Source organism: Mesorhizobium sp. M7A.F.Ca.CA.003.01.2.1 (assembly GCF_003998945.1).
Lineage (GTDB): Bacteria > Pseudomonadota > Alphaproteobacteria > Rhizobiales > Rhizobiaceae > Mesorhizobium > Mesorhizobium ciceri.
Map to the genome: position 1 here is coordinate 1 of NZ_RZRA01001274.1, position 1,199 is coordinate 1,199.

General features: G+C 58.7%; 1 protein-coding gene and 1 pseudogene. Both read right to left on the reverse strand.

Annotated elements, in window-relative coordinates:
- Positions 1-91: pseudogene (locus EN969_RS31915) on the reverse strand (transcriptional regulator); the annotation flags it as partial.
- A gap of 142 nt (positions 92-233) precedes the next feature.
- Positions 234-1,199, reverse strand: a 966-nt coding sequence (gene lnt, locus EN969_RS31920; RefSeq protein WP_127419777.1) for an apolipoprotein N-acyltransferase, incomplete at its 5' end; no start/stop codon positions are given.

Below are 1,199 nucleotides of genomic sequence, written 5' to 3' on the forward strand. Positions count from 1 at the left end.
GGCTCATTCCAAGCATGTTGCGGCGAAGCCGAATGCGACTGCCAACATGGATGTCGATCGGATTCGGTTTCTTCTTGTTATCTTCTGTCATTTTTTCCTCGCCGAATTTTTTCGGCTTTCTCTATTTTTTTTCCTGCCCAAACAAAGCCGGAGGCAACTGCCCCAACAGAACGATCCACCGGCTTCGAGAAATTTTCAGGCACTTACAGTATGAGTTTCTAATGTGTTGGCTGTCAATTCACCCGTAGCCTTTGCCTTACGTTCAACAGCGCTGCCCCAACGGCAAACAGCAACATGATCAGCATTCCGTTAATGCGCCGTTGGCCGGGAGATATGAGCGCCTGTCCGGAAATCGGTATGTGGGCATCGATGGCGCCGCGCGCGTCGATAGCAAGCGCATCGACGATGCGCCCGCGCGGATCGACGACGGCCGAGATGCCGTTGTTGGCGGCACGCACCAATGGCAATCCATTTTCCACCGCACGGATCTGGGCCTGCCTGAAATGCTGATACGGACCCGGCGTGTCGCCGAACCACGCATCATTGGTAACGTTCACAATAAGCTGCGCTGACGCAGCGTCAACTGCCACAAGATCGGGAAAGATCACCTCATAACAGATAAATGGCAGCGCACGGATGCCGTCGGGTAGCGTGATGGCGTGCCGCTCATTGCCGGCCGCGAAACTCATCGGCCCGGCAACCAGTTGCTCGATGCCGAAACGCTGGAGCAGATCGGCGAAAGGCAGGTATTCGCCGAACGGCACCAGGTGAACCTTGTCGACGGCGTCCGTGATTTCACCCTTGTCGTCGATCGCCACCACGGAGTTGTAGTAGCGGCTGTCGGCATTTGCGGCCGAGCCGCCTTCCTCGCGGACGACGCCGGCAATCAGCATCTGGCCGGGTCCGAGCATATCCCCCAGCGCCGTCAATGCGTCCGGACGCTCGGTGAAGAGGAACGGCACCGAGGTTTCGGGCCACAGGATCAGTTGCGGCTTTTGATGGCCTGGATCCGGCGCCTTGCCCGAGAGCCCCATCAGGACCGCGAAGATGCGGTCGCGCACCGAGGCATCCCATTTTTCCGACAGGTCCACGGCCGGCTGGACAATGCGGACATCCAGGCTGCGTGAAGCTGGCGATTCGGGAGCGGCAAGCCTGATATAGCCGAAGCCGACATGGGCAGCGACGAGCACGACAAACAG